The organism is Actinacidiphila sp. bgisy160 (genome assembly GCF_057707815.1).
Genome location: NZ_JBYIQW010000001.1, coordinates 424,438 through 445,512 on the forward strand (window position 1 = coordinate 424,438; position 21,075 = coordinate 445,512).

Genomic DNA, 21,075 nt, shown 5'->3' on the forward strand with positions numbered 1-21,075 from the left:
CGGAACGGCCGGATCGGGCCGGGGAGGGAGGCCGCCGTCGAATTCGTCGTCGAGGCTGGAATCTCGCATCGCCATCCGTCGCCGTTCTCGCCCGTCCTCTTCCGGCCCCCTCCAGGACGCGGGCGCCTGGGCCCTCCTCCACTTCTACCGCTCCTGGCGCGTGCCCGCAGGTCGGCACCGGCCGGGGTCAGGGCGAGGCCGCGCCGGGCAGGGCGCCGCCGCAGCGGGCGGGTGGGAGGACGCCGTCGCGGCCGGCGAGGACGACGTCGACGGCGTCCTCGCGGCCCTCGGCGTAGGCGGCGGTGCACACCACCTGGCGCACGGCGTTGTCCTTCAGGCCCCGCACGGGGAACGGGAGCGTGATCCGGACCGTGCCGCGGGACGACGTGACGTCCACCGGCCCGGTGGTGGCGGGCAGCCCGGTGCCGAGTCCCGCCGCGCCCTCCTGGGACCCGGGCCCTTCCAGCAGCACGCTGACGGCCTTCGCGGTCGGCACCTGTCCAGTCTGCGGGTCGTAGCCGGTCCCGCGCAGGACCGGGGTGAGCCGGCCCTCGGGGGAGAGGAAGAAGAGCGTCAGCCGGGCCCCCGCTCCGGGGAAGGCCTCCACGGTGGCCGGGCCGCCCGCCTCGACGACCCCGGAGCCCGTGACCCCGCAGCCGGTCAGCAGGGCCGCCGCGGCGAGGGCCGCGGCGAGGGCCGGGACGGACCGGCGGCTCACCGCGTCGCCTCCCCGGCCGCACGGGGGACGTCCAGCGGCATCCGCACGGTGAGGACGGCGCCGCCGCCCGGGCGGTTGGCGGCGCGGACCGTGCCGCCGTGGAGACGGACGTTCTCCAGGGTGATGGCCAGGCCCAGACCGCTGCCCGCGGAGCGGGTGCGGGCAGCGTCGGCCTTGTAGAAGCGGTCGAAGATGTGCGGCAGGACGTCCGGGGCGATGCCGGGGCCGCTGTCGGCGACCTCGACGGCGAACCGGGCCGGGCCGCCGTCGTGAGCCTCGGTGTGCAGCCGTACCCGGACGGGGGTGCTGCCGTGGCGCAGCGCGTTCCCGACGAGGTTGGCGACCACGACGTCGAAGCGCCGCGGGTCGAGCCGGGCCCGGATGCCCGGGGGAAGTTCGGTGGCGACCTGCGCGGGATCCGTCCAGTACCGGGTGGCCAGGGTCTTGCGGATGGTCTCGGCGACGTCGACCTCGTCGGCGTTGAGTTCGGCGGCCCGCGCGTCGAAGCGGGAGATCTCGATCAGGTCCTCGACCAGGACGGCGAGCTTGCCCGTCTCGGCGCTGATGAGGCGGACCGCGGCCGCGGTGTCCGGGGCGAGCCGCTCGGCGTCCTCGTCGAGGACCTCGGTGACCGCGAGCATCCCGGACAGTGGGGTGCGCAGTTCGTGCGATACGTCGGAGGCGAAGCGGCGGGCCCTGGCCTCGGCGCGGCGCAACTCCTCTACGGACCGTTCCAGTTGCAGCGCGGAGTCGTTGAAGGTGTGGGCGAGGTCCGCGAGTTCGTCGCTGCCCTTGACGGGGATGCGGGTGTCGAGCTCGCCGCGGCCCATGCGCTGCGCCGCCGTGCGCAGCTCGCGGACCGGGCGGAGCACGCTGCGGGCGGCGAGCAGGGCCGGGATCAGGGCGATGGCCAGCGCGGGCAGGGCTCCGTCGCGGGCGGCGGTGAGCATCGCCCGGATGTCGTCCTCCTCCGTGGTCAGCGGCATCACGGCGTAGAGCACGAGCCCGGTGGGGCGGGCGGACAGTCCGGTCTTGAAGACGGTCGGCACGGCCATCGTCAGCCAGGGGGTGCCGTCCTTGTCGACCCGCTGGAAGACGCCCCGCGGATTGGCCAGCGCCGCGCGGCGCAGTTCGGGCGTGATGACGGTCGACACGGGGCTGGTGCCGGAGGAGACCCGCATCGAGCCGTACTCGGCGAACACCACCCAGGTGCGCGGCTTGCCCTTGCGGGCCATGTCGCGCAGCACCTCCTGGAGGGCCAGGCGGTCCATCGGGAGCGGGGTGCCGAGGGTGCCCGCCTGCTCGCGGAAGGAGGCGACGGCGGTGTCCTGGGCCTGTTCGAGTATGGCGTTGCGCGCCTCGCGGTACGTCAGGGCCGCGGTGGTGCCCGCGCTGACCGCGGCGACGAGCAGGAAGGCCAGCACCAGCCGGCTGCGCAGCCCGATGCGGGCCCTGCGGCGGATCACCGGGTGCTCACAGCGGCCCGAAGCGGTAGCCGAAGCCGCGCAGCGTCTGTATGTAGCGGGGACTGCCGGGAACGTCCTCGATCTTGTTGCGCAGCCGCCGGACGCAGGCGTCGACCAGCCGGGCGTCCGCGTGGTAGCTGTGCTCCCATACGTTCTCCAGCAACTGCTGCCGGCTGAAGACGCGTTCGGGCGCGGCGGACAGGAACAGCAGCAGCTTCAGCTCGGAGGGCGCGAGCGCCAGCCGCCGCCCGGACTTGGCGACGCCGAGCCCGGCGCGGTCCACGGCGAGGTCGCCATGGAACTCGACGGGGGGGCGGCCCCCGGGCTCCTCGATGCGGCGCAGCACGGCCCGTATGCGGGCCTCGATCACCTCGGTGCGGGCGGGTTTGACGATGTAGTCGTCGGCCCCGGCCTCCAGCCCGACGACCACGTCGAAGTCGTCGCCGCGGGCGGTGAGCATGATGATCGGCAGCTGGCTCGTCTCGCGCACCTGCCGGCAGACCTGGACGCCGTTCATGCCGGGCAGCATCAGGTCCAGCAGCAGTAGATCGGGCTGGAACTCGCCGAGGGCGGTGAGCCCGGCCTCGCCGGTCGCGGCCGTGCGTACCTCGTGACCGCGGCGGCGCAGGCCCAGTTCGACACCTTCTCGCACGGAAGGGTCGTCTTCGATCAGCAGCACGCGTGGCATGAGCGGAGTATCGCAACTCATGTTGCACCGCGCCGAAGTTTTCCGAGCACCACCCGCCGGGCCGCCTCGACCTCGGTAAGCCGCAGCGGGCGGGCGGCGGCCGCGAAGACCAGCACGACGACGGCCGCCCCGGCCACCGCGGCGGCGAGCGGCCCGAGCGGCGCGGCGAGGTCCGCCGTCGGCCGGCCCAGGGCGGCGGCCGGCACCGCGGCGAGCAGCAGCCGGGCCAGCGCGCCCGCGGTCGGCGACCGCCACGGCCCGCGACCGCCGTCCGGCGCCGCCAGCCTGCGGTCCAGCACGTACGCGGTGACCGCCCAGCCCGCGAAGAGCGCCACCGAGTACGCCGCCGCCATGCCGGTAACCGCCCAGCGCGCGGGCAGCAGCAGGTAGGCGGCGACGGACAGGCCCGCGTTGAGCCCGCAGATCACCAGGTTGAGCAGGAAGGGGGTCCGGGTGTCGCCGAGCGCGTAGAAGGTGCGCGACAGCACGTACTGCCCGGAGAAGGCGACCAGGCCCGGGGCGAAGGCCACCAGCGTGTTCGCCATGACGGCGACGTCGGCGGCGTCCGTCCTGCCGTGCTCGAAGACCAGGGCCATCGCGGGCCCGGCGAGCGCCAGCAGCGCGCACGCGGCGGGCACCACCATCGCGGAGCTGCTGCGCAGCGCGTACGAGACGTCGCGGCGCACCCGCGTGGGGTCGCCGTCGGCCGCCGCCGCGCTCATCCGCGGCAGCAGGGCGGTGACCAGCGAGACCGTCACGATGCCGTGCGGCACGGCCCACAGCAGATAGGCGTTGTTGTACGCGGTGAAGCCGGCGCCGCCGTCGATGCCGAGGGCCGCGGCGCGCTGTCCGGCGGAGGTGGCGAGCCGGGTCACCACCCAGTAGGCGACCTGATTGGTGAGCACCAGCAGCACCAGCCACCCGGCGGAGCGCAACGGCCGGGCCAGCCCGCTGCCCCGCCAGTCGAACCGCGGCCGCCAGCGGAAGCGCGCCGCCCGCAGCGAGGGCACCAGCGCCAGCGCCTGCACCGCGATGCCGGCCGTGGTGCCCCAGCCGAGCAGCGCGGTCTCGGCGGCGGTCAGTCCGCCGCCGGTGCCGGCCGTGGCCAGATAGAGGCCGAAGACGGCGATGACGACCAGGTTGTTGAGGACGGGCGTCCACATCATCGCGCCGAACCGGCCGCGGGCGTTGAGCACTTGCCCGAGCAGCGTGAACAGGCCGAGGAAGAGGATCTGCGGCAGGCAGGAGCGCGCGAAGGCCACCGTCGTCGCCGCCTGCGCCCCGGTGTAGCCGGTGTACGCGGCCACGATCGCGGGCGCGGCGAGCACGGCCGCCGTCGTCATCAGCAGCAGTGCGACGGTGCACACGGTCAGCAGCCGGTCGGTGTAGGCGGCGCCACCGTCCTGGTGCTCCTTGGCGGCCCGCACCAGTTCGGGCACGAAGACCGCGTTGAGGGCGCCGCCCAGCAGCAGCGTGTAGACGATCGCGGGCACCGAGTTGCCGACCGAGTAGCCGTCGGCGGCCAGGCCCACGCCGAGCGCCGCGGCGACGGTCGCCGACCGCACGAAGCCGGTGGCGCGGGAGACCATCGAGCCCGCCGCCATGACGGCGCCGCTGCGCAGCACCGAGCCGGCCGCGGGGGCCCCGGCCGTGGCGGCCGGCCCGTCGGCCGGGCGCGCCGCCGCGGGGGCGCTCACCGGCGCGCCATGTAGGCCTGGAACGCCCGGTAGAGCGTGTGGTTGGCGGTGCCGTCCAAGGCCGTCTCCCATTCCCCCAGGGTCTCGACGACCTGCCCCCCGGTGCCGAGCTTCCATCGCGTGAGACCGAACGCCCGGTCCTGCGGGTCGAGTGTGGAGGGTACTCCGCGCATGTCGTACTCCAGCGCGCCCTGTTCGTGGGCGTCCCGGAGCATCCGCCACTGCAGGGCGTTGGAGGGACGGACCTCTCGGCGGTGGTCCGCGGAGGCGCCGGTCTGGTACCAGACCCGCCGGCCCACCGTGATCATGGTGTGGGCGGCGAGCACCTCGCCCTCGTGGCGGGCGAGGTAGAGCTTCATCCGTCCCGGCTGCTCGGCGTTGAGGGCCGCGTACTGACGCTGGTAGTACTCCAGCGAGCGGCCCAGCCGGAAACCGTCGCGCTCCTCGGTGATCCGCAGCAACCGGAAGAACTCGGGGAGGTCGGCCGCGCCGCCGACCGTCACCTCGACGCCCGACCTGCGCGCCCGCCGTATGTTGCGGCGCCACTCCTGGTTGAGCCCCGACCACAGGTCGTCGGCGCTGCGGCCGGCCAGCGGGACCCGGAAGACATGGCGGGGCTGGGCGTCCGCGTCCCCGCCGCCGTCCGGCCCGTCACCGCCGCAGCGCCGCCAGCCGCGGGCCCGCAGCCGCTCGGCCACCACCGTGCCGAGCGGGTCGACCTCGCACGCCAGGACGTCCGACAGGCGCCGGCCGAGACCTGTGGCGGCCTTCAGCGCGGTGGCGTCCCAGCGCCGGTGGTCGGGCGAGGGGCCGATGCGCACGGCGAACGCGCCGAGTCCGCGCAGGTGGCGCAGGAGCGGCGTGAGCCAGGCGTCGATGTCCGGGTCGGCCCAGTCGGCGACCGGCCCCTCGGGCAGGTAGGCGAACGACTTCCGGGTCCCGGGGAACTGCCGCAGCAGCACCAGCGCCACCCCGCGCAGCTCACCGTGCCCCGCGCCGTCCCCGGGGCCCCAGCCGAGCAACCGGGCCCGCCATCCCGGCTTCACCAGCGCCCACGACGGGCACTGGAGAAAGCCGGGGCCGAGCGCCGAGCCGGTTCTGGACGCCAGGAACGAGCGGTACGTTCCGGCGTCGACCGGCCGGAGCCAGGCCTGCCGGGGGCCGCAGCCCGCCGTCACGAGCAGCGCTGACACTTGCGCCTCCCTGGGTGTGGTCGGTGGGAACACAGCAAGGCTCACAGCCCTCCGTGACCGCCCCGAGCGGCGAATGTGACCGGACCATGACCGTTTCCCCGCAACTGCCGTCATATCGCTCCCAGGCCCTCCACCAGGGCATTCGGCGGCCTAGAGTCCCCTGGGTCCGGCCGATTCCCGGCCGCTCTCCCCGTCCGTCCCTCCCGGAGGTCTCCGTTGTCCCGCAAACGCGTGGGCCCGATACGCCGGCCCCGTCCCCGCGCCGCCGCCGTGGCTGCCGCCGTCGCACTGGCCGCCGTGCTGACCGCCTGCTCGGGCAGCGCCCCGGCGGTGACGCACGCGGGCGGCGACGGGGAGCAGCACAAGGAGCGGCCGGTGACCGTCGCCGTCACCCCGCACGGCGGGCGGGTCCGGGCCGGCGAGCCCGTCCGGGTCACCGCGAAGGGCGGCACCCTGACGACGGTCACCGTCGCCGGGCCGCACGGCAAGGGCCTGACCGGCGAACTGTCCGCGGACCGCCGCACCTGGACCTCGGACCGCAACGTCGTGCCCGGCGCCTCGTACACCGTCGAGGCCGTCACCCGCACCCCGGGCGGCACGACCGGCAAGAGCCAGTCCAGCTTCACCACGGCCCCCGCCGGCAAGGTCAACAAGGTGGACTGGCGGCCCGGCGACGGCACCACGGTCGGCGTGGCCCAGCCGATCTCCCTGGTCTTCGACAACCCGGTGACCGACAAGGCCGCCGTGGAGCGGCAGCTGAAGGTCACCACCTCCGACGGCACCGAGGGCTCCTGGGGCTGGCTGACCGACTACTCCGGCCGGGACCGGGTCGACTGGCGGCCCAGGGAGTACTGGCGACCGGGCACCGAGGTCACCCTGGACGCCCGTCTGGACGGCACCGACTCCGGCCGGGGTGGCTGGTTCGTCCGCGACTACAAGACCTCCTTCACCGTCGGCGCCCGCCAGGTGGTCAAGGTGGACCTCGACCGCAAGCGGCTCACCCTGCGGCGCGACGGCCGGACCGTGCGCACGTTCCCGGTCTCCGGCGGCACCCCCGGCCCGGACACCGGCTCCTGGCGCGGCACGGCGGTGGTGCTGGCCAAGGAGGGCACGGTCCGGATGAACTCCGAGACCGTCGGCCTCGGTGACGCCTACGACCAGAAGGTCGACGACTCGATCCGGCTCACCTGGTCCGGGATGTACGCGCACGCCGCCCCCTGGAACGCCGCGTTCTTCGGCCGGGCCAACCGCAGCCACGGCTGCGTCGGGATGAGCGACGCCGACGCGGACTGGCTGTACTCCCAGGTCCGGGTCGGCGACCCCTTCGAGATCACGGGGTCGGAGGCCAAGGGCACGGTCGCGCCCAACAACGGCTTCGGCGACTGGAACGTGGACTGGGACCGGTGGCGGGAGAAGAGCGCCCTGCGCTGATCCTCGTCCGGGGGCGCCGGGGACGGCCCGCGGTGGTTGCCTGGAAGGGGTGGCACCACCGCACCGCCGAGAGGAAGGCACGGCCATGACCGGCTCCGGCTTCACCGCACAGTCCACCGCCGCCGAGGTCGTCGGTGGCATCGACCTCACCGGCCGCCGCGCCGTCGTCACCGGCGCGGCCTCCGGCATCGGCCTGGAGGCAGCCCGCGCCCTGGCCGGAGCGGGTGCCGAGGTCACCCTCGCCGTGCGGGACACCGCCGCCGGCGAGCGGGCGGCGGCGGACATCGCGGCCGGTGGCGGCGGGCGGGTCCTGGTCGCCCCGCTCGACCTGGCGGACCAGCGCTCCGTCGGGGCCTTCACCGCCGCCTGGCACGGCCCCCTGGACGTCCTCGTCAACAACGCCGGGGTGATGATGACCCCGCAGACGCACACGCCCGAGGGCTGGGAGCTGCAGTTCGCGACCAACCACCTCGGGCACTTCGCGCTCGCCGTCCGCCTCCACCCGGCCCTCGCGGCCGCGGGCCGCGCCCGCGTGGTCTCCCTCAGCTCGGTCGCCCACCTGCGCAGCCCCGTGCACTTCGACGACATCCACTTCCATCACCGCCCGTACGACGCCGGACTCGCCTACGCCCAGTCCAAGACCGCCAACGTCCTCTTCGCGGTGGAGGCCAGCCGTCGCTGGGCCGCCGACGGCGTGACCGTCAACGCCGTCCACCCGGGGGCGGTGCTGGGGACCAACCTGTCCCGCCATCTCACCCGCGAGGCCCTCGACGCCGCCCACGCGTCCGGCGGCCACACCTTCAAGACCCCGCAACAGGGCGCCGCCACCGTCGTGTTCGTCGCCACCGCGCCCCGGCTGGAGTGCGTCGGCGGGCGCTACTTCGAGGACTGCGCCGAGGCCCACCGCCACATCCCCGGCACCTCCGGCGGCGTCGCCGACCACGCGCTGGACCCGGCCGCGGCCGCGCTGCTGTGGCAGGTGTCGCTGGACGCGCTCGCGGCGGGCGTGAGGGGCTGACCCGCTCCTGGGCGAAGGGCGGGTGGGTCAGTGGGGGAAGGTCCGCGGCGGGCGCTGGCGCGGCAGGCCGTCGCGGAACTCCTCGACGATCGAGCTGATCTGGCGGGTGAGCTGCGTCTGCTCCAGCCGGTCGAGGTAGAGGTTGCGGGCGGCCAGGCCCACCGCGTCCACGCAGAAGTAGACCGCCATGAGCGGGTTGACGAACAGTTCGCTGTTCCTGGTGCGCTCCGTGAACCGGACGTTCCCGAAGTCGCCGCGCACCGCGGCCGCGACCGAGCCGTGGACGATGCTCGGGTGGTCCGGGGTCTCCTCCTGGGCGTGCGCGACCGCCGCGAGGTAGAGCCGCCCCTCACGGCTGTCGCGCGGCAGCGAGAACGCGCCCAGGTACGCCCCGTCGCGCTCCAGGGCCGCCAGGTTCTCCAGCACCAGGGAGTGGTTCACCCCGTGGTACGCGTCGACGCCGAAGCCGAGGCAGGCCACCAGCCGCTGCGGGACGCCGGTGAGCCCGCCCACCGCGGCGAGGCTGGCCATGTCCTCCTCCGGAGTGCCGAGTCCGCTCTCGTCGCCGCGCATGAGGATGTCGGTGCCGCCGTCCACCAGCACGATCGCGTCGACGCCGCCGAGGTGGCCGATCAGCGCCCGGTAGGCGGCCCGCAGGGGTTCGACGCCGGTACGGCACAGCGCGTACACGGTCGAGGGCAGGCCCTGCGACTCCAGCCAGCGGGCGAGGGTCCGTTCCGGGAAGTAGTCGCCGCGCGCGGCCGTCGAGGGGCGCACGGCGGCGACGTCGTGGTCCAGCCACACGTCGCGGTCCAGGCCGTACAGGTCGGCGAAGGAGAGGTTGGCCAGGTGGACCTCCTTGCCGGCCTCGCGCAGCGCGAGCGCGATCGGCAGCCCGGCGTAGACGTCGAAGCCGCCGCCGGCCCCGGCGACGAGGACCCGCCGTGCGTCGCGCAGCCGGGTGAACAGGGCGGGTTCGAGGAGGGAGAACACCGGGGGACGGTAACAGCGGGCCGTGCTCCGGGGCAGCGGATTTCCGTGTCCGTGGCGGGCGCGGCGCCTGACCGCCCGCTCCCGGTGGCGTGTCGGTGCCCGCGCCTAGACTCGGGCGGATGGTGACGGAGACGGATATCGCCCTCGCCGACGGGCGGAGGCTGCACGTGTACGACACCGGGACCGGCGGCCGGGCGGACGGTGCGGAACTCGCCGTCCTGTGGCACCACGGCACGCCCAACACCGGCACACCTCCCGCGCCGCTCTTCGCGGCGGCCGCCGCGCGCGGCATCCGCTGGGTGGGCTACGACCGCCCGGGGTACGGCGGTTCGACGCCCCGCCCGGGCCGGGACGTCGCCTCCGCGGCCGGCGACGCGGCGGCCGTCGCCGACGCCCTGGGCATCGGCCGCTTCGCGGTCATGGGCCACTCCGGCGGCGGCCCCCACGCGCTGGCCTGCGCGGCCCTGCTGCCGGACCGCGTCCTGGCGGTCGTCTGCGGATCCGGCCTGGCGCCGTTCGGTGCGGAGGGGCTCGACTGGTTCGCCGGGATGGGGCCGTCCGGCGCGGCGGAGCTCGGCGCGGCGGTCCGGGGCCGGGTGGCGCTGGAAGAGCGGCTGGCCGCCGACGACTTCGACCCCGAGCTCTTCACCCCGGGGGACCACGCCGCGCTGGCGGGAACATGGGGCTGGCTGGGCGAGGTGGCGGGCAAGGCGCTCGAGGGCGGCCCGGGCGGCATGGTCGACGACGACCTGGCCTATGTGGCGCCGTGGGGCTTCGACCCGGCCGGCGTCGCCGCGCCCGTCCTGGTCCTGCACGGCGAAGCGGACCGTATGGTGCCCGCCGCGCACGGCGTGTGGCTGTCCCGGCGCTGTCCCGACGCGGAGCTGTGGCTGCGGCCGGGCGAGGGGCACATCTCGGTCCTCGGCTCCGCCACGGACGCGCTGGACTGGCTCGTCGGGCGGACCCGGCGGAGCTGAGCACCCCGGCGCCGTCCACAGGCTGTGGACGGCGCCGGGAGCGGCACGGGCGGACGGTCAGGGGGAGGGCCGGGACCATGACGGTACGGCGGGCCAGGCATGGGTGCCGGGCCGCCGTCACTGGTGCGGCCCGGCGGCACCGGTTCAACCACCACGGAAGTCCCTCGGGTCCCCTGTCTCGCACAGGGAGCCGACCGCCCCGGGGCAACCATGTGCGGCGCTCGTCTGTCTGAACTGACACCCCGGGCCGGCCGGGGTGTGGACGGAGGCCCCGTACGACCGTGAACAGGCACGACGGCAGCGACATCGACCCCGCGGACCAGTGGGTCCTCGACCCCGAGACCGGTTCCTACCGGCTGCGGCTTGACTCCGACGCCCCTCCGGCGCCCACGGTGCCCCGGCAGGGCGGGCGGCGGACGCGCCGCGAGGAGCAGCCACCCGTCCCGGCACCGGGTGGCCGCCGCCGCGCCGGTGCCCCGGTGTCCCGCAAGGCCAGGCGGTCCACGAAGCGCAAGGTGCTGGTGTGGACCGCGGGAACGCTCGGTTTCCTGCTGCTCGCCGGCAGCACGGGGGCCTACTTCCTGTACCGGCACCTCGACGGCAACATCGCCACCGTCGACGTCGGCACGGCCGGCAGCAAGAACGCGACCAGCAAGGACGCGGTGAACATCCTGGTCATCGGCACCGACAGCCGTCAGGGCCTGGGCGCGAAGTACGGGGACGCGGGCAGCGTCGGCCACGCGGACACCACGATCCTCTTCCACGTGGCGAAGGACCGGTCGAACGCGACCGCGATGAGCATCCCGCGCGACATGGTCACCGGTATCCCGGACTGCCCCACCAAGCAGAAGGACGGCTCGGTCAAGACGATCCCCGGCACCCCCCAGGCCAGGTTCAGTCCGCGCTTCAACGAGAGCCTGGGCCAGGCGGGCCGCGACCCGGGCTGCACCATGCGGACCGTCACGGAGATCACCGGAGTGCCGGTCGACCACTTCGTCCTGGTCAACTTCGAGGCCGTGAAGACCCTGTCCACGGCGGTCGGCGGGGTGCCGGTCTGCCTCACCCACCCCATCAAGGACACGACCTCCAAGGGCGAGGGCTCCCACTTGGACCTGTCCGAGGGACCGCACAAGGTCCAGGGCGAGCAGGCGCTGGCCTTCGTCAGGACGCGCCACTCGCTGAAGAACGGCAGCGACCTGGACCGGATCGATCTGCAGAAGCAGTTCCTGGGCTCGATGATCCGCCAGATGAAGTCCGGTGACACCCTCACCGACCCCCGGAAGCTCTTCAGGCTCGCGAACGCCGCCACCAAGTCGCTCACCGTGGACACCGGCATCGGCGGCGTGGCGAAGCTCACCGAACTCGCCAAGGACCTGAGCCGGGTCGATCCCGCGCACATCACCTTCACCACGCTCCCGGTCAAGGACAACCCGGCCGAGGGGACGCAGCACGCGACGGTCGTCGTCGACGACACGAGGGCGCCCGCGCTCTTCAAGGCGATCAAGAACGATGTCTCGCTGACGAAGACGAAGAAGAAGCCCGCGAGCGCCGACACCAAGCTCCGCGGCGCCAAGGCGGACCCGTCGCAGGTCCGGGTGCTCGTCTACAACGGCGGCGGTCCCCAGGGCGCGGCGCGGACGACCCTGGAGTGGCTGCAGAACACCAAGGGCGTCACCCACTCGACCAACGGCGGCAACGCCCCGAAGGGGAAGCAGGACCGCACGACCCTGACCTACGGCCCCGACCAGGCGGACCAGGCCCGGGCCTTGGCCGCGATGATGGGCCTGCCGTCCGGGGCCCTGCACCCCGCCGCGGACGACGCCGGACCCGGCGCGGACATGACCCTCACCCTCGGCGGTGACTTCCGGGGCGCCGGGAAGCCGCTCGCCGACCCGGACGCGGTCCCGGACGACATCCCGCAGTCGCACGCCGACAAGAAGGAATGCGTCGGCTGAGCCCCGGCGGCCCCTTCGCCGCGCCGCGCCTACGGCGGGAGGGCGGAAGGGGCGCCCCGCGCCCGGGCTGCGACGGCAAGGACGGGGACGTAGTCCTGGTTGTCGAAGGCCGCCGCGGTGCCCAGCTTGCACTGAGGCAGCCCATGGCCCGTGCGCCGCGGCCCGCGTCGCCGGACCGCCGAACGTCATCCCATGGCACAGGTTCCGGCGGCCGGGGTGAGGGCCGGACGGGTGAAGTCGGGGGCGTGGCGCAACCGTCGGGCGGGGCGGTGCTGTCCTGCACGGCGAGTCCGGTCGACACCGTCCGAGATCCGAGGGGAAACACCATGAGCCTTCTCGATACTCCGCAGCAGTCACTGGGTGGCGTCCCGCTGGGGGCCCATCTGGCCGCTGTCGACGCGCGCTGGGTCGAACTCCACGCCGCGCTCATCGCGGCCGGGGTGCCCCCGCTGCCGGGGGACAGCGACGCCGTGCACACCATCGCCCGGCAGCTCGACGACGCCACGGTCAGTTCCGTCGTCGCCTGGATCGACAGCGCGGCCTCCCGCTGAGCCCGGCCCGGGCGCGGCACTTTGTGACGGTCGTGTGACGGGAATTGTGGCCTCCGCCACGGCCGGGAGCGGGAGGGTCCTGATGGGGTCGCCGGATGCGCACCCCTGCCCTTCTCCTCCCGGTCGTGCTCGCCGGCCCCGTGCTCCTGGTCACGGCCTGCGGCCCGCACGGGGGCGACCGTGCCTCGTGTGCCCCCTCGACCGCCCCGGTCGCCTCGGCGCCCGCGGGCGGTGCCGCGGGCGCCGAGGGGGACGGCGACGTACGGATCACGGCCGTGACCGCCCGCCCCTCCCACTGCTCAGGCCCCGCCCCGTTCCACGTCGCGTTCCAGGTCACCAACCACGCCGACGAGCCCGCCACGTACACCGTCACCTTCGGGCTCACCTCCGGTGCCGGAGCGGCCCTGGGGAACGTGCCGCACACCGTGCGCGCGGTACCGCCCGGCCGCACCGTGAAGGGCGAGGCCGATCTGGGTGCGCCGCTCGCTCCGCGGTCCGGCGACGAACGGGTGCGCATCGTCAAGGTCAGGAGCGTCCCGGCGGACGAGGCCCCCGCCGCCCCGGGAGACGCCTGCCCGCCCTCCGGACTCCGTCTCACCGCCGGCGACGGCGACGCCGCGATGGGGCTGCGCGTGGTGGGACTCCGCCTGGAGAACTGCTCGTCACGCGTCCGCCGTGTCGAGGGCCATCCGCTGGTCCGGCTCCTCGACGAGGAGCACAGGCCCGTCAAGGGCGTCGAGATCTTCCGGGGCAGCGGCGGCGTCGCCCTGGTGCCGGGCTTCGACGATCCGCCTCGTCCGGTCACGCTGGAGCCGGGCGAGAGCGCGACCGCGGGCCTGATGTGGCGCAACACCGTCACCGACGGCGCATCCGTCAACGCGCCCTACGCGAGGGTGTGGGCGACACCCGGCGCCCCTCCGGTGACGGTGACCCCGGAACTCGACCTCGGCACGACGGGGAAGCTAGGCGTCAGCGTCTGGAAGGCCGCCCCGGCGACGACGGCCCGGCCGTGACCCGACGGGCGACGACCCGCGCGTCGCCCGTCTTCGAGCGGCAGTCCTTCGCCGGCACCTCCTTCTTCCTGACCGCGCGCACCGGGATCACGTACTGCTGCGTGGTGGCCCGGACCCCGAGTGCCGCGAGGGCGCGCCCTGTGAGGAGGTCCGCGTAAAGCGGGGGACCGCGGCCCTGGTCCCGGGCCCCGTGAGCCGCTGACGTCCCCTCCCGTCCGTACGAAGGCCCCGGGCTGCCCGCCCGGGGCCTTCGTGCTGTCCCGGGCCGCGCGGTTCCCGCATCACGCATGTCACGGTTCTGTCCCGAGGGGCGCCGTGGTGGCCGCTTCGTTTGACACGGCTGATACCGCCCTCTCATTATTCCACTAATCGAGTAGCTAAAGGGTGTTGAAGTTCGTGGAGTTCCGCATCGACAGGCGCAGCGGGATCGCCGCCTACCAGCAGATCGTGCAGCAGACCAAGCAGGCCCTGCGGCTGGGCGTCCTGATGCCCGGGGACCGGCTGCCCACCGCCAAGGAGGTCGCCGAGTCCAGCGCCGTCAATCCGAACACCACGCTCAAGGCCTACCGCGAACTGGAACGCGAGGGGCTGGTCGAGCCGAGGCCCGGCCTCGGCACCTTCATCCGCCGCTCACTGGCCCGCCCTCAGGCGGGCGCCGACTCCCCGTTGCGCGGGGAGCTGGAGGCGTGGATGACCCGGGCCCACGAGGCGGGCCTGGAACGGGAGGACGTCGCCGCGCTGGTCGCGGCGGTCCTTGAGGAGCGGTACGCCGGCACCACGGCGGCCGACGGAACACCGGAAGGCCGGGAAGAGAGGATGACCAGTGCGTGATGCCACGGATGCCATGGACATGGGCGGACCGGTGGAGGAGTCGGCGATCGAGGCCCACGGGGTCGGCCGGAAGTACCGCCGGGGCTGGGCCCTGCGCGACTGCTCGTTCCGGCTGCCGGCCGGCCGGATCTGCGGGCTGGTGGGTCCCAACGGCGCGGGCAAGACGACGCTGATGTCGATCGCCGCCAACCTGCTGGAGCCGACGGAGGGCACCCTCACGGTGTTCGGAGCGGCACCGCAGTCCGCCGAGGCGGGCCGCCGCACCGCGTTCCTCGCCCAGGAGAAGCCGTTGTTCCGCCGCTTCACGGTGGCCGAGACCCTGCGCCTGGGCCGCGAGCTCAACCCCGGCTGGGACCAGCGGGCCGCCGAGCAGATCGTCCGCGCGGGCAACGTGCCCATGGACGCCAAGGTCGGCACCCTCTCCGGCGGTCAGCGCACGCGTGTCGCCTTCGCCCTCGCCTTCGGCAAGCGGCCCGACCTGCTGCTGCTCGACGAGCCGATGTCCGACCTCGACCCGCTGGTGCGCCACGAGCTCATGACCACCCTGATGGCCGAGGCCGCCGAGCACGGCACCACGGTGCTGATGTCCTCCCACATGCTGAGCGAGCTGGAGAGCGTCTGCGACTTCCTGCTGGTCATCTCCACGGGCGGCCTGCGCATCGCCGGTGATGTGGACGAGATCCGCAGCGCCCACGTGCTGCTGCGGGGCGTCGCGAGCGGCGAGGGCGCGGGCATCCCCGCGGACCTCGCCCGACACACCGTGGTCGAGTACCGCACCAGCGGACGCCAGGGCACCGCCCTCATCCGTCCGGACGGCCCGGTGAGCGGCCAGTGGCAGTCCCACACCCCGCAGTTGGAGGAACTCCTGCTCGCCTACCTGCGCTCCCCCCAAGCGCCACCGCTGATCAGCCCCGTGGCCCAGATCCCGGGCCGGCCGTACGGCACGAACGGCCCGCGGGGGGCGGCGGCATGAGCAGCCTGACCACGACCCCGTCCGCCGCGACGCCCGCGCCCCCCGTCGCCACCCGGGGCGTCCGCCGCCCCCGGCTGAGCGGCATGATCTGGCTCGTCTGGCGCCAGCACCGCGCCGCCTACTGGACCCTGCTGGCCGTGACAGCCATCGCCGTGGCGTGGATGCTCTACCAGCGCGCCGGGCTGCTCGACCACCTCACCGCCAAGGGCTGGCCCCACTCCTCACCCGACACGTGGACGGAGAACATCAGCCCGTACAGTGCCGCGCTCACGAAGGCGTCCCTCGGGCTCGGTTTCATCCCCATCCTGCTCGGTGTCTTCCTCGGTGCCCCCTTGCTCGCCGGTGACCTGGAGAGCGGCACGGCCAAGCTCGTCACCTCCCAGGCCGCCGGCCCCGCCCGCTGGCTCGCCGCCAAGATCGGTATCAGCGCCCTGGTGGTCGTGGTCTGCACCGTGGCCCTCTCGTTCACCTTCGGCCGGTGGTGGGCACCGGTCAGCAAGCAGAACACGGTCCTGGACTGGAGCTCCGGCCCCGCGTTCGACAACACCGGGCCCGTGCCCGTCGCGCTCGCGCTCTTCACCGTCCTGGGCGGCGTCGCGATCGGCATGGTCCTGCGCCGCACCCTGCTCTCCATGGTCGTGACCTTCTTCTTCGCGGCCGCGGTCCAGGTGGTCTGGGCCCACTTCCGGCTCGACCTCGGCCACGTCATCAGGGTCACCACGGACTCGGGAGTCGACGGCGGCACCCCGCCCCTCCCCACCGCCGCCTTCGAGATCGACCAGTCGTACGTCACGTCCTCCGGGGAGACCCTCGGCTGGAGCACCTGCGTGCACGCGGGATCGGACAAGGCCGTCGAGGCCTGCCGGCAGCAGAAGGGCATCGTGGGCTGGGCGGTGGACTACCTCCCCATCACCCAGATGAGCGGCATGCAGTGGCTCGGTGCCTCGATCCTCTTCGCCCTGACCGTCGCCGTCACGGTCTTCGTCTTCTTCTGGGGCCGCAAGCGCGTCGTCTGACGCGACGTCAACAAGCCGCGACGACACGACCCCGGGTGACGCACCGAGCCGCGGGTTGCTCAGCTCGTCGCGGTCGCCGCCGGGGTCGCGTGCGCCCACTTCCCGCTGCGCGCCGCGTACTTCGGAGCCCGGCAGCTTCCCCGTCGTCGCGAACCCCGGCGACGGGGACTGCTCGTCCCCTTCGAGGTCTTCCTCGCCGCGCCGATCCGGGCCCTGCCGTGGCCCGTCCTCGGGGCGGCGCAAGGCGCCCGCGCGCGCTGGTCGCCGGCACACGGCCGGGCCGGCATCCGAGTGATGGATCAGCTCGCCGGCCACCGGCCTGGTGCCGCTGCGGTCGCGCCGTCACAGAGCCATCTCCAGGCAGGCGAGGACCAGTTCGGTGTGCTTGGTGGTCGCAGCTGACCAGCCGACGACGCGGGTGGCCAGTTCGCTGGGCCGTCTCTGGGCCGTCCGAGGCTGACCATTGGTGAAGGGCGACGACGCAATGGCCGGACGGTCCGCGGCCGCGGCCAGGAATCAGGGGGAATCGCGGTACGCAAGGGGATCTTCCCCCGCTCCGTCCAAGGAGGGGAAATCCACCGGCCAGGCCGGCGATCGCCCCACCTCGCTCCTAACTGATCGCATAATCCGTGTCGTCCTGTTGGCACCGCGTGGCAGACTCCTCCCTCGATCACGGGGGCGCGCAGCCCCCGGACCTGGGAGGATGCGACTTTGCGCAGTACGAAGTGGGCCGCCGTGGTGATGGCGGTCATCGCGTTCGGCGTTGCAGGCTGCGGGGCCGGCGACGTCGGCACGGACGCGGCCGCCGCCCCGGCGTCGCCCCGGCCAGAAGGCACCGGACCGCTCACAAAGGAAGTCGTGCGGACGGACCTCGACACCTCCGCGGCCGACGCGGGCGTTCCCGCGAACGCACCGGACTTCGGAGGCATGAACGAGGACGCTGAGGCGGGCTCGCCGCGATCGTGTGGCCTGGGTTTCAAGGGTTTCGCCACCAAGGCCACCGAGGTTGACGTTGCCCGCTGGGAGTCGGTGGTGGCCGAGTTGCGCGAGCGTGACTGGCAGGATGCCCAGGTCACTCATTTACCGGGCGTCTGCTTCACCCGTCGTAACGGAGCCAGTCGATGTCCATGTGGGCCAAAGGGGCCAGAGCGCTGCGGTGAGTGGCCCCAGCCCAGGCAGTGAACTGATTGTCCTCCCACCCGTTCGAGACGTGCATGACGAGTCCCGGGGCCACGTAGAAGCGGGTAGATGTCCCTGGCCAGAAGGGACGCAGAGGGACCAGGCGCAGACCTTCGGTGAGCTGTTGAACCTGTTCTCCGCTGATTTCGCGCGACAGTGCCTTGTAGTCGGCGCCCATTGAGGCCTCGAAGAGTGAGAACTGAACGAGAAAGCCGCTGAGCGGTTCAAGTTCGGCGATAGGCGGTTCGGCGTCCTCCCGGTACCAGACCGTGGGATCGCCCTCGGGCTCGCCGAGCGACCACAATAGGGACCAGTAAAAACATCCTTGGTTCTCCACACCGAAGACACGCATGTCCCCACAGATGTCGGTTTCCCTGCCAGGGTCCTGAACGATGTAGTTCTGCACCCCCAGAACACCTGGCCGGTGCTCCGCCAGTCGATAGAGCTGCTCGAGCCCTTCAGACAGGGCTGCGGAGAGCCCGCCTTCGCATGCTGGATCCGTGGGTGCCGGCGGTGGCTGGGTACCAGCCCGTGACGAACTGCTCCAGCGCAGTGACGCGGTCGCCGTTCACGTGCCGCAGCCACTCCAGACCTGGGGGCTGTACGGGAGGATGCGGCGGACGGACCCGTGCAAGTGCCTCCGCCCCACCCATCAGGACTGCTGGGGCGACCACCGAGTTCTGACCAACCATGCTCCTGTCTTCCTCGTGTGGGCCCCGATCTTCGAGGCTCGCTGGGCCGGGCCGGAGCGGGGCGCGGACAGGAGCGTCGGCCCGAGGTGCCGGGCCGCGCGCCGCCGTGCTCTGCTCGGCGGGAGTGCCTTGATCGTGTTGCCGGAGTTTATGCACAGGGATGTGGATCGCCACGTGAAGTGGTTCGCGGAGAAGGACCCGGCCGGGCTGCTGTTCGTCGGCGAAAAGGGTGCCCGTTCCGGCGTTCGTCCTTCGGGCGTAAATGGCGGAAAGCCCGGGCCAAAGTCGGCCTGCCGGAGAACTTCCGTTTCTACGATCTGCGCCACACGGGCCACACCTTGGCGACGCAATCGGGTGCCACGCTCAAGGACGCCATGGTTCGCGCAGGCCAGTCCTCCGAACGTGCTGCGCTGATCGACCAGCACTCGACGCTGGAACGACAAGGAGATCGACGCCGCGCTCGATGCCTGGGTGCGGGCTGACCGCAAGTCAATCGACGGGCATGACGACGGCTCATCGGGCACCACACAACGCCACGGGAGAGATAAAGAGGTCTGGACAACAAAGAAGCCCCGGGCTGCTCGCCTGGGGCTTTCTGCTGGAGCGGGTGACGGGAATCGAACCCGCGCTCTGAGCTTGGGAATCACCGGTCCCTGCGGTCCCGGCAATGCTCTGACCGGCGCCAACGGCGGTGTGGGCGAACCAATGATCTCGCCCCGGAACCCGTCGTTGACCGTGGTTTACCGCCCTCTCGGGCACGGAACGGGCACGGCGACTGGTGAACCGGCTTGCAGCGGCGGATCGGCATCGATTCACTCTGATCGTGATTGAGATGGGGAACACCAGCACGCCGGCTCATCAAGCGGTCGAGATGGAGGACGCGGAGACACTGGCCCGTCTCCTCGGTGCGGGGGCCGATCCTGACGAGGTAGTTGGCAACTCGACGCTTCTCACCCGTGCAATCGACATAGAGGGGGATTCTGCGCTGCAGAGCGGGCAGCCCCCGAGGGTGCACACGACCGCCATCCTCCTTGCCTTCGGGACAGACCCGGAGTTGGAAGATCCCGGCGGGGGCCACGCCGCTCGCACTGGCTGTGCAATATGGGCACGATGTGGCGATCCGGCTACTTCGAGCTTCTATAGCTCGCTCGCGTCGAAGCTGGTGGCGGCGCAGACAGTCATAGCCACTCGAACGCGCATCTTCGTCCCGAAGCAATGCGTGTGGTGCTGCGACCTGGGGCTGGACCTCCGGTGACCTGCGTGAACTGTGCGCGATCGTCCGTGCTCGTCCGTCCCGGTGCGGGGCCGTTGTAGCGCAGTTGGACACTCAGTCCACCACGGCGCAGTGGGGCGGGAAGTGCCTTGGCAGCTCGCCTCATGAGTGTCGGCGCAGGGAGAGCGCGGAGATCATGTTCATATGGGGGTATGTCGGAAGTGCCCTCTGGTCCTGACGACGTCCCGGTCGACCGGTCCGAGGGATTCGGGGAACGGCTGCTGGGCGTGTTGCTCGACCGTGCTCACGAGATGCCGCCGCAATTGATCGCGCCGCTGATCGCGGAAGAGATCGCCAGGATGGGCGGACGTGCCGTCTCAGTGCTCCTGCAGGACTATGAACAGATCATGCTTGTGCCGCTGCCGGGCAGACGACTCGTCGGTGGCGCGGCCGTACCCATTGCGGGATCTGATGCCGGTCGGGCGTTTCTGGAGGCAACGCTCGTGGAGGTGCCGCTGGCGGATGGGATCCGGCTGTTCCTGCCATTGCTGGACGGCAGCGATCAGGTGGGGGTGCTGGGCGTCACGATGGACAGCGTGGATGACGACGACCGGCGGCTGCTGCGGCGGCTCGCCGGCATGGTCGCCGACATGCTGGTGACGAAGAACAGCTATACCGATCAATTCACGAAGGCCCGGCGGCGAGCCACGATGACCGTAGCCGCAGAGATTCAGTGGTCCCTGCTGCCCCCGCTGATGATGTCCGTCCCCCAGGTCGAGGTGGCGGGAATCCTCGAGCCCGCCTATGCCGTCGCGGGCGACAGCTTCGACTACGCCCTCAACGACGACATCCTGCACCTGGCCGTGATCGACGCGATGGGCCACGGCCTGGACGCCGCCGTGATGGCGACCGCGGCCATCGGTGCGTACCGCCACGCCCGGCGCGCCGATGTGCAACTAGCCGAGATCTACGCGTTCATGGACCAGGTCATCGCTGAACAGTTCGGACCCGAGCACTTCGTCACCGCGCAGATGATGCACCTCAACATCTCGACAGGACACCTGCAATGGGTGAACGCCGGCCATCCGGAACCGCTCCTCATCCGCGACCGGCGTGTCATCCAGCGACTGGAGAGCCGGACAACCCTGCCGGTCGGCTTCGGTGGAGAGGAGCCCCGCATCAGCGAACTGATGCTGCGGCGCGGCGATCGGGTGCTGTGCTTCACCGACGGTCTCATCGAGGAACGCGAAGCCGGAGGGGGACAGTTCGGCCTTGACCAACTGGTCGACATCATCACGCGGGTCGGGGCCAAGGAGACGAGCGTAAGGGCCATAGTGCGGGTCCTTTCCCACGCGCTGAAGCGTGCACGAGGCGGGGTCACCAGCGACGACGCGACGATCTTCCTCTTCGAGTGGCGCGGCGGCACCGCAGACCACCTGGCAACCGTGGGCTAGACGACCACTGCTGATCG

At 72.6% G+C, this 21,075-nt stretch carries 18 protein-coding genes and 1 pseudogene; 12 read left to right on the forward strand and 7 right to left on the reverse strand.

What is annotated here, in order from left to right; genetic code table 11:
- Positions 1 to 187 precede the first annotated feature (187 nt).
- Genes AC3EUJ_RS02045 through AC3EUJ_RS02065 form a run of 5 tightly spaced genes read right to left on the reverse strand, consistent with a single transcriptional unit; the run spans position 188 to position 5,762 of the window.
- On the reverse strand, positions 188 to 718 hold the full coding sequence (locus AC3EUJ_RS02045) for a GerMN domain-containing protein (protein WP_431959099.1): 531 nt from the start codon (positions 716 to 718) through the stop codon (positions 188 to 190).
- The gene (locus AC3EUJ_RS02050; protein WP_431959100.1) at positions 715 to 2,184 is read right to left on the reverse strand and encodes an ATP-binding protein; all 1,470 of its coding nucleotides are present in this window, start codon (positions 2,182 to 2,184) and stop codon (positions 715 to 717) included. The genes AC3EUJ_RS02045 and AC3EUJ_RS02050 overlap by 4 nt, the downstream gene beginning before the upstream one ends.
- A 7-nt stretch (positions 2,185 to 2,191) precedes the next feature.
- Positions 2,192 to 2,872, reverse strand: a complete 681-nt coding sequence (locus AC3EUJ_RS02055) for a response regulator (RefSeq protein ID WP_431959101.1) — start codon at positions 2,870 to 2,872, stop codon at positions 2,192 to 2,194.
- A gap of 17 nt (positions 2,873 to 2,889) precedes the next feature.
- Positions 2,890 to 4,569 carry a murein biosynthesis integral membrane protein MurJ gene (gene murJ, locus AC3EUJ_RS02060; protein ID WP_431959102.1) on the reverse strand — a complete coding sequence of 560 codons (1,680 nt, stop codon included), beginning with the start codon at positions 4,567 to 4,569 and terminating at the stop codon, positions 2,890 to 2,892.
- Positions 4,566 to 5,762 (reverse strand): lipid II:glycine glycyltransferase FemX, encoded by a 1,197-nt coding sequence (locus AC3EUJ_RS02065; protein ID WP_431959103.1) that lies wholly within the window; start codon positions 5,760 to 5,762, stop codon positions 4,566 to 4,568. The genes murJ and AC3EUJ_RS02065 overlap by 4 nt, the downstream gene beginning before the upstream one ends.
- Before the next feature lie 216 nt (positions 5,763 to 5,978).
- Between AC3EUJ_RS02065 and AC3EUJ_RS02070 the strand changes: the two genes are divergently transcribed.
- The gene (locus tag AC3EUJ_RS02070; protein WP_431959104.1) at positions 5,979 to 7,193 is read left to right on the forward strand and encodes a L,D-transpeptidase; all 1,215 of its coding nucleotides are present in this window, start codon (positions 5,979 to 5,981) and stop codon (positions 7,191 to 7,193) included.
- An 85-nt stretch (positions 7,194 to 7,278) separates the two neighbouring features.
- Entirely contained in the window at positions 7,279 to 8,211 is a 933-nt protein-coding gene (locus AC3EUJ_RS02075) for an SDR family NAD(P)-dependent oxidoreductase (protein ID WP_431959105.1), read from the forward strand.
- 27 nt (positions 8,212 to 8,238) lie between these two features.
- Here the strand turns inward: AC3EUJ_RS02075 and AC3EUJ_RS02080 are convergent, their stop codons facing one another.
- Positions 8,239 to 9,204 (reverse strand): DUF1152 domain-containing protein, encoded by a 966-nt coding sequence (locus AC3EUJ_RS02080; protein WP_431959106.1) that lies wholly within the window; start codon positions 9,202 to 9,204, stop codon positions 8,239 to 8,241.
- Between the two features lie 119 nt (positions 9,205 to 9,323).
- On the opposite strand from AC3EUJ_RS02080, the gene AC3EUJ_RS02085 reads away from it, so the two are divergent.
- The 7 genes from AC3EUJ_RS02085 (at position 9,324) to AC3EUJ_RS02115 (ending at position 16,520) form a co-directional block, all read left to right on the forward strand.
- Entirely contained in the window at positions 9,324 to 10,181 is an 858-nt protein-coding gene (locus AC3EUJ_RS02085; RefSeq protein WP_431959107.1) for an alpha/beta fold hydrolase, read from the forward strand.
- 281 nt (positions 10,182 to 10,462) lie between these two features.
- Entirely contained in the window at positions 10,463 to 12,136 is a 1,674-nt protein-coding gene (locus AC3EUJ_RS02090) for an LCP family protein (RefSeq protein ID WP_431959108.1), read from the forward strand.
- Between the two features lie 326 nt (positions 12,137 to 12,462).
- Positions 12,463 to 12,687 (forward strand): hypothetical protein, encoded by a 225-nt coding sequence (locus AC3EUJ_RS02095; protein ID WP_431959109.1) that lies wholly within the window; start codon positions 12,463 to 12,465, stop codon positions 12,685 to 12,687.
- A gap of 95 nt (positions 12,688 to 12,782) precedes the next feature.
- Positions 12,783 to 13,700: a DUF4232 domain-containing protein gene (locus AC3EUJ_RS02100; protein WP_431959110.1), complete on the forward strand. Its 918-nt coding sequence runs from the start codon at positions 12,783 to 12,785 to the stop codon at positions 13,698 to 13,700.
- Positions 13,701 to 14,084: 384 nt separating this feature from the next.
- On the forward strand, positions 14,085 to 14,531 hold the full coding sequence (locus AC3EUJ_RS02105; RefSeq protein WP_431959111.1) for a GntR family transcriptional regulator: 447 nt from the start codon (positions 14,085 to 14,087) through the stop codon (positions 14,529 to 14,531).
- A 13-nt stretch (positions 14,532 to 14,544) separates the two neighbouring features.
- On the forward strand, positions 14,545 to 15,504 hold the full coding sequence (locus AC3EUJ_RS02110; RefSeq protein ID WP_431959230.1) for an ABC transporter ATP-binding protein: 960 nt from the start codon (positions 14,545 to 14,547) through the stop codon (positions 15,502 to 15,504).
- Complete coding sequence (locus tag AC3EUJ_RS02115) at positions 15,501 to 16,520, forward strand: ABC transporter (RefSeq protein WP_431959112.1); 1,020 nt, start codon at positions 15,501 to 15,503, stop codon at positions 16,518 to 16,520. The genes AC3EUJ_RS02110 and AC3EUJ_RS02115 overlap by 4 nt, the downstream gene beginning before the upstream one ends.
- Positions 16,521 to 17,616: 1,096 nt before the next feature.
- Here the strand turns inward: AC3EUJ_RS02115 and AC3EUJ_RS02120 are convergent.
- Positions 17,617 to 18,105 carry a hypothetical protein gene (locus AC3EUJ_RS02120; RefSeq protein WP_431959113.1) on the reverse strand — a complete coding sequence of 163 codons (489 nt, stop codon included), beginning with the start codon at positions 18,103 to 18,105 and terminating at the stop codon, positions 17,617 to 17,619.
- Between the two features lie 325 nt (positions 18,106 to 18,430).
- On the opposite strand from AC3EUJ_RS02120, the pseudogene AC3EUJ_RS02125 reads away from it, so the two are divergent.
- From AC3EUJ_RS02125 to AC3EUJ_RS02135, 3 genes and pseudogenes are all read left to right on the forward strand, one after another.
- Positions 18,431 to 18,877 (forward strand): annotated as a pseudogene (locus AC3EUJ_RS02125) (tyrosine-type recombinase/integrase); the annotation flags it as partial.
- Between the two features lie 337 nt (positions 18,878 to 19,214).
- Positions 19,215 to 19,646 (forward strand): hypothetical protein, encoded by a 432-nt coding sequence (locus tag AC3EUJ_RS02130; protein WP_488180935.1) that lies wholly within the window; start codon positions 19,215 to 19,217, stop codon positions 19,644 to 19,646.
- 170 nt (positions 19,647 to 19,816) lie between these two features.
- A complete protein-coding gene (locus tag AC3EUJ_RS02135) occupies positions 19,817 to 21,058 on the forward strand; it encodes a PP2C family protein-serine/threonine phosphatase (RefSeq protein ID WP_431959114.1) in 1,242 nt (413 codons plus the stop codon).
- The last annotated feature ends 17 nt before the right edge of the window (positions 21,059 to 21,075 follow it).